Consider the following 14,773-nt stretch of genomic DNA (forward strand, 5'->3'; position numbering starts at 1 on the left):
GACCCCATTTCCTGACATGGATTACCAGCAACCCGACGCCACTGGCCATTTCGGCCCCTACGGTGGCAGTTTCGTTTCCGAGACACTCGTCCATGCGCTGGACGAGTTGAAAGCCGCCTACGAGCACTACCGCCACGACGCGGAGTTCCAAGCGGAGTTCCGCCGCGAACTCGCTCACTTCGTGGGTCGTCCGAGCCCCATCTATCACGCGGCGCGTTTGTCGCGGGAGCTCGGTGGCGCACAGATCTATCTCAAGCGTGAGGACCTCAACCACACGGGCGCGCACAAGGTCAACAACACGATTGGCCAGGCGCTGCTGGCCAAGCGCATGGGCAAGCCGCGCGTGATCGCGGAGACCGGTGCGGGGCAACATGGCGTGGCCACGGCCACCATTTGCGCGCGCTACGGGCTGGAGTGCGTGGTCTACATGGGCTCCGAAGACGTCAAGCGCCAAAGCCCGAACGTCTATCGCATGCACCTGCTGGGCGCCCGGGTGGTGCCGGTGGAGAGTGGCAGCAAGACCCTCAAAGATGCGCTCAACGAGGCGCTGCGGGATTGGGTCACGAACGTGGAGAACACGTTCTACATCATCGGGACGGTGGCCGGGCCGGCGCCGTATCCGGAAATGGTCCGTGATTTCCAGCGAGTCATCGGGGACGAATGCTTGGTGCAGATGCCGGACATGATTGGTCGCCAGCCTGATGCCGTGATCGCGGCGGTGGGCGGCGGATCCAACGCGATGGGCATTTTCTATCCGTACATCCGCCACGAGGGCGTTCGCCTTATTGGTGTGGAGGCGGCCGGGCAGGGGCTGGAGTCCGGACGTCACGCGGCCAGCATCTCAGCAGGTTCGCCGGGCGTCTTGCACGGCAACCGTACCTATTTGCTGCAGGACGATCAAGGGCAGGTGATCGAGACGCACTCCGTTTCGGCTGGCTTGGACTATCCTGGAGTCGGCCCTGAGCACGCTTATCTGCACGACATCGGCCGTGCGGAATACGTAGGCATCCGTGACGACGAGGCACTGGCGGCCTTTCACCGGCTCTGCCGTACGGAGGGCATCATTCCCGCGCTGGAGTCCAGCCATGCTGTGGCGCACGCCATGAAGCTGGCTGCGGAGATGCGTTCTGACCAGCACCTGCTCGTGAACCTCTCAGGGCGGGGCGACAAGGACATCGGCACTGTGGCGGACCTCTCCGGGGCTGAATTTTTCTGCCGTCCTTCGTGCCGCGGACAGTCAGTCAAGGGTGGCGACGCCGTGATGATGATCGCCCAGGGAGCTGCACGATGAGCCGCATTCAGGACACTTTCGCCCGCTTGCAGGCACAAGGGCGCCGCGCCCTGATTCCCTACGTGTGCGCAGGGGACCCTTACCCTGATCTCACCCCTGAGATCATGCGGGCGCTGGCCGACGGCGGCGCCGACGTGATCGAGTTGGGTATTCCATTCTCGGATCCCATGGCCGACGGTCCGGTGATCCAGCGCGCGGCGGAGCGCGCGCTCCACCATGGCGTGGGCATGGCCCAAGTTCTCGACATGGTGGCTGCTTTTCGTCAGACCCATCCCCAGACGCCCGTCGTGCTGATGGGTTATGCCAACCCGGTGGAGCGTTTCGACCAACGCCACGGGAGTGGAGCCTTCGTCGACGCGGCCGCTGCGGCGGGGGTGGATGGGGTGCTGATCGTGGATTACCCGCCGGAGGAGTGTGCGGACTTCGCGGCGCGGCTGCGGTCGCGCCAGATGGACCTCATCTTCCTGCTGGCGCCGACTTCGACCGACGAGCGCATGCGCAAGGTGGGTGAAATCGCCACCGGCTATGTCTACTACGTGTCCCTCAAGGGGGTCACGGGAGCCGGGCATCTTGATACCGAAGCGGTGGCCCGTGCGGTGCCGCGTATTCGCGCGCATGTGAAGGTGCCGGTCGGGGTAGGTTTTGGCATCCGTGACGCGTCGTCGGCCCAGGCGGTGGGTCGGGTGTCAGACGGCGTGGTGATCGGCTCACGCCTCATCCAGATTCTGGAGGCTGAGTCGCGCGACAATGTGACGACTGCCGCCAAGGCCTTCATGGCTGAGATCCGCCACGCGCTCGACGCGCTGTGAGCCTGGTGGGCTGACTGCGGGCGGCGTTGCCCGGGACCTGACTTTGAGATGGAGTGCTAAGCATGAGCTGGCTTGAGAAACTGCTGCCCCCGAAGATCCAGCACACCGATCCGAGTGAGCGGCGCTCCGTGCCTGAAGGGCTCTGGGTCAAGTGTCCGGCCTGCGATTCGGTCCTCTACAAGGCCGATCTTCAGCAGAACCAGAACGTCTGCCCCAAGTGCAGCCACCACCACCGCATCGGCGCGCGTGAGCGCCTCAATGCATTCCTGGATGCTGAAGGGCGCTACGAGATCGGCCACGAGGTGTTGCCGGTGGACGCGCTGAAGTTCAAGGACAGCAAGAAGTATCCGGAGCGGCTGAAGTCCGCATTGGAAGCCACCGGGGAGACCGATGCGCTGATTGTGATCGGCGGTGCGGTCATGAGCATGCCCTGCGTGGCGGCGTGCTTCGAATTCGAGTTCATGGGGGGATCCATGGGCTCGGTGGTGGGAGAGCGTTTCGTGCGGGGGGTGGAGACGGCGCTGGAGCAGAAGGTGCCGTTCATCAGCTTCACGGCCACGGGCGGTGCCCGTATGCAAGAGGGCCTGTTCAGCCTGTTGCAGATGGCCAAGACCAACGCGTCCCTGACCCGCTTGGCCAAGGCGCGGCTGCCCTACATCAGCGTGTTGACCGATCCCACCATGGGCGGCGTGTCGGCCAGTTTCGCCTTCGTGGGAGATGTGGTCATCGCTGAGCCGGGCGCGCTCATCGGTTTTGCCGGTCCTCGGGTCATCGAGAACACCGTGCGGGAAAAGCTGCCGGAAGGTTTCCAACGGGCGGAGTTCCTGCTGGGTAAGGGGGCGATCGACATGATTCAGGATCGTCGCAACCTGCGGCAGGTCATCGCCAGCCAATTGGCCATCCTGCAGCGGCAGAGCGCTGACGCCGTCGCCTGATCATTTTCCTCACCGGTGCCCCGGCTGGCCTTCAGGTCTGCCGGGGCCTTTTGTTTGCGCCATGCCCAAGACCTTGCAGGACTGGCTCGCCCATTGCGAGCAGCTTCACCCTACTGCCATCGACATGAGCCTGGACCGGGTACGCGAGGTCAAGGCGAGGCTGGACCTCCGATTTGACTGCCCGGTGATCTCCGTGGCCGGCACCAATGGCAAGGGCTCCACCTGCGCCATGCTTGACAGCATGGCCCGTGCCGCGGGATGGCGCGTGGGCCTGTACAGCAAGCCGCATCTGGTCCATTTCGAGGAGCGCTGCAGGCTGGACGGCGAGATGATCGCTGCCGAGGCCCTGGTGCCGCATTTCGAGGCGGTGGAGGCGGCACGCCAAGGGGTGACGCTGACCTACTTCGAATTCACCACCCTCGCCATCATCCGCGCGCTGTCACAGGCTCGGCTGGATCTGGTAGTCCTGGAGGTGGGGCTGGGGGGGCGGCTTGACGCCGTCAACGTGATCGATGCTGACTGCGCGGTGATCACCGGCATCGACATTGACCATGTCGCATTCCTGGGGCCAGACCGTGAATCGATCGGTCGGGAAAAGGCCGGTATCTTCAGGTCCGGACGGCCTGCCGTGGTGGGAGACTTGTCCGTGCCGGCCTCGGTGCTGGAAGTGGCGCGCGAAGTTGGCGCTGACCTGAGGCTGGCCGGACGGGATTTCTCGTTCTCCGGCGATCGCCAGCAATGGTCGTGGACCGGGCGTCAACGTCGCCTGCATGGCATGGCGCCGCCGGCACTCCGCGGGTCGGCGCAACTGCTGAACGCGTCCACGGCGCTTGCGGCCCTGGAGTGTCTGCAGGACCGCGTGCCTGTGACCGCACAGGCGGTGCGCCAGGGCCTGGCCCTGGTGGAGTTGGCTGGCCGTTTCCAGGTACTTCCGGGTCAGCCCACCATCATCTTGGACGTGGCCCACAACGACCAATCCGTGGCGGCGTTGGCGCGTAACTTGGATGAGTTGGGGTTTGCCCCGCGTACCCATGCGGTCTTCGGCGCCATGCATGACAAGGACCTGGGTGCCCTGGTGCAACGCATGGCCCCGCTGGTGGACCATTGGCACCTGACCGATCTTCCCCTGGCCCGGGCGGCCAAGGCGGCTGACTTGGCGGGGCTCGTCGAGGCGGCACCGCGTGGCGCCGGCGTTCCTGCCGCGCGTGCCGCGTGCCACGCCACACCCCAGCAGGCCTTGGTGGAAGCCCTAAGGGCGGCTGACCCCACTGATAGAATCGTGGTTTTCGGATCCTTTTACACGGTGGGTGGCGTCTTGGCCGGGGGGCTCCCTTCGCGCGGCAGCATCCAGGGGGTCTGAGTCTTCGGTCTCCTCTGGCAGACTGTACCGGGAATCCAAGCGGCCGCAGCGCCCTGTGGGGCCTGCGGGGCCCATATGGTATCCACGCACGCTGTGTGGCCCAAGCGTCCGACTTGGCCAGCGTCCAGCATGGCCCTGCTGGACACTTCTGACCCCAATGACCGCGTCCATGATGGGAATCTTCGACAAAGCCCGTTCACTGCTGCGCCGTGAAGCTCCCGCGGCCAAGGGGCGCCGTAAGCCTAACGCGCCGGCGCCGACGGTGTCTGCGGAGGAGCTTGAGCAGCTGAGGACGCGGGCACGAAACCGGTTGGTGGGCGCCAGCCTCCTGTTGCTTGGGGGCATCGTGGCATTCGCCCTGCTCTTTGAGACGCAGCCCCGGCCCCTGTCTTCGGGCGTGCCGATCTGGTGGGCCGGTGGCACCAACGATTCGGCCCGGAGCCGCCCTGCCGATGCGGCGCCTGTGGAGGCCCCTGCGCCGCTGGATGAGCAGGCCCTGGATGAACAAGGCCGTGCGGCCTTGGCGTTGTCAGGGCGGGTGGCGGGCTCTTCACCTGCCGCCGTGGTCCAGGGCTTGCCGCCACTGCCTGTCCTGAGGGGGACGCCGGTTGCTGAGGTGCCGGCGCCAGGGGCAGTTTCACCGGCTCCTCCGGTGGCGCTGGCTGCGCCGCCGGCCGCGCGGCCCGTCGCCTCGGCGGCTCCGGTGACTCAGGCCTTGCCGGTGGCAGCGCCGGCCTCCAAACCCCGACCGCCGGCGGTGGCGGTGCGTGCGGAGCCTGCCCCTGTCGCCCGTGAGTCAGTGCGGGAGCCTGCACGCGAGGTCAGCCGGGAAACGGCGCGTGAGCCAGTCCGTGAACAGGCGCCTTCCGCTGCGGCGGACAAGGGGCGGTATGTGGTCCAGGTTGGGGCCTATGCCGATGCGCAGGGTGCCAGGGACGCCCGAGGCAAAGTCGAGAGTCTGGGGTTCAAGACCTACACGCAGGTGATTGAGTCCGCTTCCGGTCGTCGTGTCCGCGTTCGCGTCGGTCCCTTCGTGACCCGTGCCGAGGCGGAAAAGGCGGCGGCCCGTCTCAAGGCGGCGGGGCAGGGTGCCGCGGTGCTGTCGTTGTGACCGGCCTGGACTTGTTTCTGGGCGGTGTACTGTGTTTTTCCGCCGTGCTGGGCGCCATGCGCGGCCTGGTGCTGGAGTTGGTGAGCCTGGCAGCTTGGGTGCTGGCGTGGTGGTTGGCGTCGAGCCACAGCGAGCGGTTGGCTGGGCTGGCGGGCATGCAGGTCTCTGGCGGCTGGGATGCCCTGCTTGCCTTTGTGCTGGTCTTTGTGGCCACGTTGTTGGTGGCGGGCCTATTGGGGCGTTTGCTCAAAGCCGCGTTGGGGCTGACGCCTTTTTGGCTCGTCGACCGGCTGGGCGGTGCGGTATTCGGGTTGCTGCGCGGTTTGCTGGTGCTGCTGCTGCTGGTGGCCCTGGCGCGGCTGACCCCGCTGGCGACGCAGCCGATATGGAAGGAATCTGCCGGCGCAGTCTGGCTGGAAGGGGTCCACCAGCGTGTGGCCCCCTGGGCGGTGGAGGCCTGGCGCAAGCGCCAGTCGGCCACCGTTCTTGGACATCTTGGTTATCTTGTTTCTTGAAACGGACTTGCTCACATGTGCGGCATCGTCGGCGTGATCTCCCAATCTCCGGTCAACCAACTCATCTATGACGCTTTGCTGCTGCTGCAGCATCGGGGTCAGGATGCAGCGGGCATCGTCACCATGCAGGGCACGAAGTGCTTCATGCACAAGGCACGCGGCATGGTGCGTGACGTCTTCCGGACCCGCAACATGCGTGCACTGCCTGGCAATGTCGGACTCGGACAGGTCCGCTATCCCACTGCTGGCAATGCCTACAGCGAGGAAGAGGCGCAGCCCTTTTACGTGAACGCGCCGTTCGGCATCGTGCTGGTCCATAACGGCAACCTGACCAATGCCCAGACCCTCAAGCAGGAGCTCTTCGCAGTCGATCGTCGCCACATCAACACCGAGAGCGATACCGAAGTCCTGATCAACATCCTGGCGCACGAGCTGGAGTTGGCGGCACGCGATCTGCCGCTGACCCCGGAGGAAGTCTTCAAGGCGGTGGCGGCGGTGCACCGCCGGATCAAGGGTTCCTATGCCGTGGTGGCCTTGATCGCCGGCTACGGCTTGCTGGCCTTCCGTGATCCCTACGGCATCCGTCCGTTGTGTCTGGGCGAGATGCCCACCGAAGGCGGCAAGGACTACATGGTGGCCAGCGAGTCGGTGGCCATGGAGGGGACGGGGCATCGTTTCGTGCGGGATATTGCCCCCGGCGAGGCCGTCTTTGTGGACCTGGCCGGCCAGGTGCATGCGCAGCAGTGCGCGGAACGGTCCAGCCTCAATCCGTGCATGTTCGAATTCGTCTACCTGGCGCGTCCTGACTCGGTCATCGATGGCATCTCCGTCTATCAGGCGCGTCTGAACATGGGTGAGACCTTGGCCCAGCGAGTGATTTCCACCATGCCGCCTTCGGAGATCGATGTGGTGATTCCTATTCCCGAGTCCAGCCGTCCTGCTGCCATGCAATTGGCCCAGAAGCTGGGCAAGCCATATCGGGAAGGTTTTGTGAAGAACCGGTACGTGGGCCGAACCTTCATCATGCCGGGCCAGTCTGTACGCAAGAAAAGCGTTCGCCAGAAGCTCAATGCCATCGGCGTCGAGTTCAAGGGCCGCAATGTGCTGCTGGTCGACGACTCGATCGTGCGAGGCACGACCTCCAAGGAGATTGTGCAGATGGCCCGAGAGGCCGGGGCCAACAAGGTCTACATGGCCTCTGCCGCGCCGCCGGTACGCTATCCGAACGTGTACGGCATCGACATGCCGACGATGGAGGAACTCATTGCGCACAACCGCAGCATGGAGGAAATCCGTCAGTTCATCGGTGCCGATGCGCTGATCTACCAAGACTTGGAGGGGATGAAGCGTGTGGTCTCGGCCCTGCAGCCCGCGCTGCAAGGCTTTGAGGCGTCCTGTTTCGATGGGCAGTATGTGACGGGTGACGTGTCCGTGGCCGATTTCGCCGCCATTCGCGCCCAACGTGTTGCGCAAGTGACGGAAGAGGAGGAGGGGGCCGATCGCAGCCGCCTGGCGCTGCAGTCCGCCCAGGGCACCTCCCACTGAGTCTGATTGAGAGCTTCCGCCATGAGTAACATCCGCACCCGGATCGCCCCGTCCCCCACTGGCTTCCTCCACTTGGGTACTGCCCGCACTGCCCTTTACTCCTGGGCTTTTGCGCGGCACCACGGTGGCAAGTTCGTCCTCCGGATCGAGGACACTGACGTCGCACGATCCACCCAGGATTCGGTGGATCAGATCCTGCAGTCCATGCATTGGCTGGGTCTGGACTACGACGAAGGCCCGATCTATCAGATGCAGCGGCTGGACCGGTATCAGGCGGTGGTCGATCAGATGCTGGCTGCGGGTACGGCTTACCGCTGCTACACCACGCCAGCGGAGTTGGACGCGCTGCGCGAACAGCAGAAGGCCCGGGGGGAGAAGACGGGCTACGACGGTCGCTGGCGCCCCGAGCCTGGTAAGTTGCTGCCCGAGGTTCCGGCGGGTGTGCAGCCGGTCATCCGGTTCAGGAACCCCAAAGACGGCGAGGTCCGGTGGAACGATCTCGTCAAAGGCGAGATCGTCATCGCCAACAGGGAGTTCGACGATCTGATCATCCAGCGCGCGGATGGGGTGCCGACTTACAACTTCGCGGTGGTGGTTGACGATTGGGACATGGCCATCACCCATGTCTTCCGTGGTGATGAGCACATCAACAACACGCCGTGGCAGATCAACATCTACCAGGCGCTGGGTGCCAAGCTGCCTCAGTTCGGTCACCTTCCGGTCATCCTTGGCGATGACGGGCTGAAGCTGTCCAAGCGTCGCGGTGCGGTCGCAGTGTCGAACTACGAGGAGGCTGGTTACCTGCCCGAGGCGATGTTGAACTACTTGGCCCGCCTGGGCTGGAGCCACGGTGACGACGAACTCTTCAGCCGAGAGCAGCTGCTGGCCTGGTTCGATGGCACGCACCTCAACAAGAGTCCCGCCCAGTGGGATGCGGCCAAGCTCACCTGGGTCAACGCCCACTACCTGAAGCAGGCCGATGGCGATCGCTTGTCGGCGCTTGTGTTGCCGCACCTGGCTCAGCGTGGATGGCAGGTGCAGGCGGATCGCCTGCCTGCCATGTGCATGCTTTTTAAGGACCGTTGCAGCACGGTTGCGGAGCTGGCAGATGAGTTGGCGATGTACTTCTCGCCGACGGTGCAAGCCAGCGAGCCAGAGCGTGCACAGCACTTGAGCGAGGCCGTTCGGCCTGCGCTTAAGGCCCTGGCAGCGCGCCTGGAGGTGGCGGAGTGGGACAAGGCTGCCATCCAGCAAGCCTTGAAGGACACCCTGACCGAGTTCAAGCTGAAGATGCCGCAACTGGCGATGCCTGTGCGTGTCTTGGTGTGTGGCCGGGCCCAAACGCCATCCTTGGATGCAGTCATTTCACTTTTCGATAGAAAAATCGTCACAGACCGCTTGCAATCCTTCTGAGAATCGCGTTATAGTCATGGTCTTCGCTCAACGGCACTGCCTGCAGGCGGCAAGACAGAAATGTCAAGCGGTCAAGGGGGGTATAGCTCAGCTGGGAGAGCGCTTGCATGGCATGCAAGAGGTCAGCGGTTCGATCCCGCTTACCTCCACCACATGGCCAGGCGGTGTGTTGAAAGATTTGTCCCCTTCGTCTAGAGGCCTAGGACACGACCCTTTCACGGTTGTAACAGGGGTTCGAATCCCCTAGGGGATACCAATTTTCTGTTTCGGCAGATTTGGTACAGGCGGTCTGAGCCTGGAAGCGTATCGCTTCGAAGATGACGCCACGCGGAGTGGTAGTTCAGTTGGTTAGAATACCGGCCTGTCACGCCGGGGGTCGCGGGTTCGAGTCCCGTCCACTCCGCCACCTTGGGGGTATAGCTCAGCTGGGAGAGCGCTTGCATGGCATGCAAGAGGTCAGCGGTTCGATCCCGCTTACCTCCACCAAGATCTAGTCCCCTTCGTCTAGAGGCCTAGGACACGACCCTTTCACGGTTGTAACAGGGGTTCGAATCCCCTAGGGGATACCAATTTTCTGTTTCGGCAGATTTGGTACAGGCAGTCTGAGCCTGGAAGCGCATCGCTTCGAAGATGACGCCACGCGGAGTGGTAGTTCAGTTGGTTAGAATACCGGCCTGTCACGCCGGGGGTCGCGGGTTCGAGTCCCGTCCACTCCGCCACAAGAAAAATCCCACCTTTGGTGGGTTTTTTTTTGTCCATTTCAAGCCGGTGCGGCGGGGTCAGGTCTGGCTTGTTTGGGCCGAGTGTTAGCGGTAGCGGACGAGGTTTTAGAGATCTTTTCCCTACAATCTAGTTTGGCTTTCAACGGTTGGGACGCGACGGCAATGCAAGTGAATCCTTCGGTTTTCAAGGCCTACGACATCCGCGGTGTGGTGGGTCGCACACTGGATGCCCAGTTTGCCGAGCATTTGGGTCGGGCCTTTGGTACCGAGGCGCGACGCGCGGGCGAAAAGGCGGTGGTCGTGGGGCGCGACGGACGTGTTTCCGGCCCCGAGTTGGTATCGGCGCTGATTCGTGGACTGGCCTCCACCGGGTTGGACGTCGTGGATCTGGGTGCCGTGACCACGCCTATGGTCTATTACGTGGCCGCAACCCGGGCGGAGTACGGCTGCCGCAGCGGGATCCAGGTGACGGGCAGTCACAACCCGAAGGACTGGAACGGTTTCAAGATGGTTCTAGCGGGACGGGCCATCCACGGCGAAGAGATTCAGGCGCTGCGCCGGCGCATGGAAGCCGAGGACTATCGCAAGGGCCGGGGACGCACGGCGACTATGGACATCGCGGCGGAATACGAGGCGCGCATCGTGGGCGACTGCCGGCTGGCTCGCCGGATGAAGGTCGTAGTTGATTCGGGCAACGGCATTCCTGGGGCGACCGCGCCCGGGATCCTGCGTTCGCTGGGGTGTGAGGTGATTGATCTCTACAGCCGGGTGGATGGCGATTTCCCCAATCACCATCCGGATCCTTCCAAGCCCGCCAACTTGGCGGACTTGATCAAAGTGGTGCACGCCACGGAGGCAGAGCTGGGGTTGGCCTTTGATGGCGATGGCGACCGGCTTGGCGTCGTGACCCGGGACGGGCAGATCATCTACCCGGACCGCCAACTCATTCTCTTTGCCCGCGACATCTTGTCCCGTGTGCCAGGCGGCACCATCATCTATGACGTCAAGTGCTCCCAGCGGCTCGCGCCTGAGGTGCGGGCTGCCGGTGGTGTGCCCCTGATGTGGAAGACCGGCCATTCCCTGGTCAAGGCCAAGCTCAAGGAGACGGGTGCTCCCATCGCCGGCGAGATGAGCGGGCACATCTTCTTTGCGGAGCGCTGGTATGGATTCGACGATGCGATGTACACCGCGGGTCGCTTGCTTGAAGTCCTTTCCCGTTTCGATGATCCGAGTGCGGTGCTCAACGGACTGCCGTTCAGCCACAGCACGCCGGAGTTGAATGTGCCTTGTGCCGAAGGAGAGCCGCATGCTGTGATCGCTCGGCTGCTGGACGCGGCGGCGTTTCCGGGCGCGGAGGTGACGACAACGGATGGCTTGCGGGTTGATTTCCCGGACGGTTTCGGCTTGATTCGCGCCTCCAACACGACCCCTGTCCTGGTCCTCCGTTTTGAGGGGCATGATGCGGCGGCCCTGGATCGGATCCAGAATCAAATGATGGCCTTGCTGCGACAGATCAAGCCAGACGCATCATTTGCCGAGTCTGCCCACTGAGCGGCAGGGGCTGAGGCGGTGGTGGTCGTTTCCGGGCGCGAGCGTCTGGCGCTATGGCTGTATGCCTTGTTGCTGCGGCTGGCGACACCTGCGTACCTGCTGCGTATCTGGTGGCGAGGCCGGTCAGAGCCTGTCTATCGCTCGGCCTGGTGGACTCGCCTGGGTTGGGGCCTTCCGCGGCCGGTGGATCGGCCGCTGATTTGGTGCCATGCTGTCTCGCTCGGGGAGGCCAAGGCGGCCCGGCCGCTGGTGGAGGCGTTGAGGCGGCAATGTCCGGGTCATGCGGTGCTGCTGACCCACACGACGGCCACAGGCCGGCACACCGGAGCGGAGCTGCTGGCGGCTGGGGACCTGCAGACCTGGTTGCCCTATGACACGCCAGGGGCAGTGCGGCGCTTTTTGCGTGCTTACCGGCCTGCCGTGGGCATCCTCATGGAAACCGAGGTGTGGCCGGTATTGCTGGACCAGGCGCGTCGAGCGGGCGTTCCGATGGTGCTGGCCAATGCCCGCCTGAGTGAGCGCAGTGCACGCAGGGGCCGACGTTTTGTCACCCTGCTGGGGCCTGCCGCCCGAGCCTTGAATCTGGTGTTGGCGCAAAGCGACGAGGATGCTGCCCGCTTGCGCGAGGCCGGTGCGGGTCAGGTGGAGGTGAGCGGCAACCTCAAGTTTGACCTGGCGCCGTCCGGGCCGTTGATGGCGCAGGGGCGCGGCTGGCGAGTCGCCTGTGGCCGGCCCGTGGTGGTATTGGCCAATTCAAGGCCGGGCGAGGAGCGCACCTTGCTGGGCATCTGGCCGGAAATGGTGGCAGCCCGTTCGGATCGCCCGCTGCTGCTCATCGTGCCGCGTCACCCTCAACGTTTCGACGAGGTGGCGGATCTCATCCGTCTGCACGGCCTGCAGCTTTGGCGGCGCAGTTCGTCTCTGGCGCCAGAGGCTGCAGCCTGGTCGGCGGATGTGTGGCTGGGGGATAGCCTGGGTGAGTTGAGTCTTTACTACGGCATGGCCGATGTGGCGCTCTTGGGGGGGAGCTTCGAGCCCCTGGGGGGGCACAACCTGATCGAGTCTCTGGCCTGCGGCTGCCCGATGGTGTTGGGTCCGTCCGTGTTCAACTTTGCTGCAGCTGCCGAGGCGGCGCTGGCCGCCGGGGCGGTGGTTCAACGCGGCGATATGGCAAGTGCCGTGTCCGCAGCCCTGGACCTCCTGGACCATCCGCAAGCGCGTGAGGACCGCGCCCTGCGTGCCGAGGCCTTTGCCCTGGCCCACCGTGGGGCGGCGGCCAGGATGGCAGGGCGCATTTCCGCTCTGCTGTCTGCCCAAGGCGATCTTCAGGTTTGACCTGCAGGTGTCGTGACTTGGGCGGCGAATGCCTTCGTCAGCCGGGCTGCGTGGTGCGCAGTGCGTGCTGAAGCGCCGCAAGCGTCGAGTCCGGAGCTTCTTGCATGAGCGCATGTCCCGCTTCGACCATGACGACAGGTGCTTTCAGGGCGTCGGCCAGAAGGCGCGCGGCCTTGGGGGGCGTCATCTGGTCGCGCGCGCCGGCCACCACTGTCACGGAACATTGAACTTGCGCCGTGGCTGCCCAGCCGTTCTGATAGCGGTTGCACAAGCTGAAATCATGGTGGAAGAGGGCCGCTCCATTCGGAGAGCGGTCCATGTTGCGCCGCATCAGGGCCAGATTAGCCCCGTGCAGCCAGGTGCCCGGGCCAGGGTCTGACGGTTTGGCCCCGAGACTGGAGTGACTCAGTGCGTTCACCAATTTCAGGGCTTGATCCGGCTGGGTCAGCGACTGCTCGAGCAGGCTGTCCGATACCCGCATCGGAAAAGCGGTGCCCAACAAGACCAGTTTGGTGGTCAGGCCGGGATGGCGAGCAGCCATCTCCAGGGCGATCAGCGAGCCCATGCTGTGCCCTACCACGGCGGCCTGTTCCACCGACACAGTTGACAGGCATGCCCCAACCCAGTCGGCCAGGTCCTCCACGCTGGAGAGGGCCGAGCCTTCGCTGCGCCCATGGCCAGGGAGGTCCAAGGCCAGGACGGCGTGGCCGTGATGGGCGAACCAGCGCGCGGCCAGTGTCCACACGCTGTGGTCATGCAGGGCCCCGTGAAGGAACACCACGCAGGGCAAGCTGGCATCGAACGTAGCCCCGCCGGTATAGGCATAGGCGGTGCGGTGGCGGACAGTGATGCGCATGGTCAGGCTTTCCGGCTGCGGCCAGCAGCCTTGAGGCCACGGCTCAGGTCGTCCAGCAGGTCGGCGGGATCTTCGAGGCCGACGGACAGCCGGATGGTGCCGGGACCAATGCCTGCAAGAGCCAGGGCGGCGTCATCGAGTCTCGAATGGGTGGTGGTGGCGGGGTGGATCACCAACGATCGGCAGTCGCCGACATTCGCCAGATGGGAGAAAAGGCGAAGTGCCTCGATGAAGGCCTGGCCGGCGGCGCGACCGCCGGCCAAATCGAAGCTGAAGACGGCCCCGCAGCCCTTGGGAAGCAATTGTCTGCACAGCGCGGCACTGGGGTGATCTGGCCGCTCGGGCCAACGGACATGCGTCACGCCGGGTTGGTTTGCCAGAAAGTCGACCACTTGGCGAGCGTTGTCCACATGCCGCGCCATGCGCAGGGGCAAGGTTTCCAGGCCCTGCAGCAGGAGCCAAGCCGTGTGCGGGCTCATGCACGCCCCCAGGTCACGCAGGCCCTCGCGGCGCGCACGAAGCAAAAAGGCGCCGACGGTGCTCTCCTCGGCGAAGACCATGTCGTGAAATCCCGCGTAAGGCTCACACAGGGTGGAAAACCGACCATGTCGGTCATGGGCCGCTTGCCAATCGAAGTGGCCCCCGTCGATGACCACGCCGCCGACGACCGTGCCATGGCCCCCAAGGAACTTGGTGGCGGAGTGGAGCACGAGGTCGGCGCCCAGTGCCAGCGGGCGCATCAAGGGCGGAGGGGTGAACGTGGCATCCACCAACAAGGGCAGTCCGGCTTCATGGGCAATGGCGGCCACGCCGGGAATGTCAAGCACGTCCAGACCGGGGTTGCCCAGCGTCTCCCCGAAAAACAGGACGGTGTTGGGCTTCACCGCCTCGCGCCAGCCCTGCAGGTCGTTAGGTGCGACAAAGCTTGTCTGGATGCCGAAGCGGGGCAGGGTGTGTCTCAGCAGGCTGTGTGAGCCGCCGTACAAGGCCGCGCTGGCGACGATGTGTGCACCCAGGCCTGCCAGTGTGGTGATGGCCAGGTGCAAGGCCGCCTGCCCGCTGGCCGTGGCGATCGCGCCCACGCCGCCTTCCAGGGCGGCCATGCGCTCCTCAAAGACGGCGGTCGTGGGGTTGGACAGGCGGCTGTAGACATGGCCGCTGCGTTCCATGTTGAACAGTGACGCGGCGTGCTCGGCGGACTCGAACACGAAGGAGGTGCTCAAGTGCAGGGGTGTTACCCTGGCGCCAGTGGCCGGGTCGGGGCCGGCGCCGGCATGTAAGGCCAGGGTATCGAATCCAGGATCTGAATAGCCAGCCATGGGCACAACCT

Annotated in this window: 12 protein-coding genes and 6 tRNA genes; 16 read left to right on the forward strand and 2 right to left on the reverse strand. The window is 64.6% G+C overall.

What is annotated here, in order from left to right; translation table 11 throughout:
• Positions 1 to 16 precede the first annotated feature (16 nt).
• The 16 genes from trpB to G3A44_RS13220 all read left to right on the forward strand — a co-directional run bounded on the left by trpB (position 17) and on the right by G3A44_RS13220 (position 12,587).
• Entirely contained in the window at positions 17 to 1,291 is a 1,275-nt protein-coding gene (gene trpB / locus G3A44_RS13145; RefSeq protein ID WP_163457990.1) for a tryptophan synthase subunit beta, read from the forward strand.
• Positions 1,288 to 2,100, forward strand: coding sequence for a tryptophan synthase subunit alpha (trpA, locus tag G3A44_RS13150; protein ID WP_163457991.1), 813 nt, complete (start codon positions 1,288 to 1,290; stop codon positions 2,098 to 2,100). Before trpB ends, trpA begins: the two co-directional genes overlap by 4 nt.
• Positions 2,101 to 2,162: 62 nt before the next feature.
• Entirely contained in the window at positions 2,163 to 3,035 is an 873-nt protein-coding gene (accD, locus tag G3A44_RS13155; protein WP_163457992.1) for an acetyl-CoA carboxylase, carboxyltransferase subunit beta, read from the forward strand.
• A 61-nt stretch (positions 3,036 to 3,096) separates the two neighbouring features.
• Complete coding sequence (gene folC / locus G3A44_RS13160) at positions 3,097 to 4,395, forward strand: bifunctional tetrahydrofolate synthase/dihydrofolate synthase (RefSeq protein ID WP_163457993.1); 1,299 nt, start codon at positions 3,097 to 3,099, stop codon at positions 4,393 to 4,395.
• A gap of 169 nt (positions 4,396 to 4,564) precedes the next feature.
• A complete protein-coding gene (locus G3A44_RS13165) occupies positions 4,565 to 5,506 on the forward strand; it encodes an SPOR domain-containing protein (protein WP_163457994.1) in 942 nt (313 codons plus the stop codon).
• Entirely contained in the window at positions 5,503 to 6,021 is a 519-nt protein-coding gene (locus G3A44_RS13170) for a CvpA family protein (RefSeq protein ID WP_163457995.1), read from the forward strand. Before G3A44_RS13165 ends, G3A44_RS13170 begins: the two co-directional genes overlap by 4 nt.
• 15 nt (positions 6,022 to 6,036) lie before the next feature.
• Positions 6,037 to 7,566: an amidophosphoribosyltransferase gene (gene purF, locus G3A44_RS13175; protein WP_163457996.1), complete on the forward strand. Its 1,530-nt coding sequence runs from the start codon at positions 6,037 to 6,039 to the stop codon at positions 7,564 to 7,566.
• A 21-nt stretch (positions 7,567 to 7,587) separates the two neighbouring features.
• A complete protein-coding gene (gene gltX, locus G3A44_RS13180; RefSeq protein ID WP_163457997.1) occupies positions 7,588 to 8,979 on the forward strand; it encodes a glutamate--tRNA ligase in 1,392 nt (463 codons plus the stop codon).
• A 76-nt stretch (positions 8,980 to 9,055) separates the two neighbouring features.
• Positions 9,056 to 9,131, forward strand: a tRNA-Ala gene (locus G3A44_RS13185).
• Between the two features lie 28 nt (positions 9,132 to 9,159).
• Positions 9,160 to 9,235 (forward strand) — tRNA-Glu (locus G3A44_RS13190).
• A gap of 73 nt (positions 9,236 to 9,308) precedes the next feature.
• A tRNA-Asp gene (locus tag G3A44_RS13195) sits at positions 9,309 to 9,385 on the forward strand.
• A gap of 4 nt (positions 9,386 to 9,389) precedes the next feature.
• Positions 9,390 to 9,465 (forward strand) — tRNA-Ala (locus G3A44_RS13200).
• 7 nt (positions 9,466 to 9,472) lie between these two features.
• Positions 9,473 to 9,548, forward strand: a tRNA-Glu gene (locus tag G3A44_RS13205).
• 73 nt (positions 9,549 to 9,621) lie between these two features.
• A tRNA-Asp gene (locus tag G3A44_RS13210) sits at positions 9,622 to 9,698 on the forward strand.
• Between the two features lie 165 nt (positions 9,699 to 9,863).
• Positions 9,864 to 11,252: a phosphomannomutase/phosphoglucomutase gene (locus G3A44_RS13215; RefSeq protein WP_163457998.1), complete on the forward strand. Its 1,389-nt coding sequence runs from the start codon at positions 9,864 to 9,866 to the stop codon at positions 11,250 to 11,252.
• Positions 11,253 to 11,270: 18 nt separating this feature from the next.
• Positions 11,271 to 12,587: a 3-deoxy-D-manno-octulosonic acid transferase gene (locus tag G3A44_RS13220; protein WP_163457999.1), complete on the forward strand. Its 1,317-nt coding sequence runs from the start codon at positions 11,271 to 11,273 to the stop codon at positions 12,585 to 12,587.
• A gap of 37 nt (positions 12,588 to 12,624) precedes the next feature.
• Here the strand turns inward: G3A44_RS13220 and G3A44_RS13225 are convergent, their stop codons facing one another.
• Together G3A44_RS13225 and G3A44_RS13230 are read right to left on the reverse strand one after the other, a co-directional pair.
• Complete coding sequence (locus G3A44_RS13225) at positions 12,625 to 13,443, reverse strand: alpha/beta fold hydrolase (RefSeq protein ID WP_163458000.1); 819 nt, start codon at positions 13,441 to 13,443, stop codon at positions 12,625 to 12,627.
• 2 nt (positions 13,444 to 13,445) lie between these two features.
• Entirely contained in the window at positions 13,446 to 14,762 is a 1,317-nt protein-coding gene (locus tag G3A44_RS13230) for an O-acetylhomoserine aminocarboxypropyltransferase (RefSeq protein WP_163458075.1), read from the reverse strand.
• Between the last annotated feature and the right edge of the window lie 11 nt (positions 14,763 to 14,773).

Source organism: Ideonella livida (genome assembly GCF_010499455.1).
Classification (GTDB): domain Bacteria; phylum Pseudomonadota; class Gammaproteobacteria; order Burkholderiales; family Burkholderiaceae_C; genus Ideonella; species Ideonella livida.